Origin of the sequence: Mesorhizobium sp. M2A.F.Ca.ET.037.01.1.1 (assembly GCF_003998075.1) — a bacterium.
Lineage (GTDB): Bacteria > Pseudomonadota > Alphaproteobacteria > Rhizobiales > Rhizobiaceae > Mesorhizobium.
Window position 1 is genome coordinate 1 of the sequence record NZ_RZSA01001727.1, and the last position, 550, is coordinate 550.

Consider the following 550-nt stretch of genomic DNA (forward strand, 5'->3'; position numbering starts at 1 on the left):
GGGATGCATATGGGCAGGGATCTCGATGGTCACGGCGGCCTCGGAAAGCGCAGGATGACGCTTCCCTAGTTGCCGGGCCGCCGAGCGTCAAGGCAGCGGCCCACATCCGGCAAGGCGGAAGCTTTGCGGCAGGCTGGCCCATTGCTGTCGAGCGGCGGCCGCGGTTTGCTCCGTTCCACGTCAACGACAGAGGTTTCGCCATGTCTGGTCAACTTGCCGTCCGCCCCGTCACAAGGCAGGATTACGAGCAATGGCTGCCGCTCTGGGACGGCTACAACGCGTTCTACGGACGCTCCGGCCCGACGGCGCTTGCCGGCGAGATCACGCAGATGACCTGGTCGCGCTTCTTTGACGCCTATGAGCCGGTGCATGCGCTGGTGGCCGAGCGCGAAGGCAGTCTGCTCGGCCTAGTCCACTATCTCTATCACCGCTCCACGACGTCGATCGCGCCGAGCTGCTATCTGCAGGATCTCTTCACCACGCAGGCCGCGCGCGGCCTGCGTGGTGAAGAGATCCTGCAGATAGCAGCTCGGCGCGATCGACGTCGTGG

The 550-nt window shown here is 65.1% G+C and carries 1 protein-coding gene; it reads left to right on the top strand.

The genetic code is table 11. The features are described from left to right. Nucleotides 1-200: 200 nt before the first annotated feature. Nucleotides 201-550 (top strand): GNAT family N-acetyltransferase (locus EOA27_RS39465; protein ID WP_127259097.1); only part of this gene is annotated, 350 nt, incomplete at its 3' end.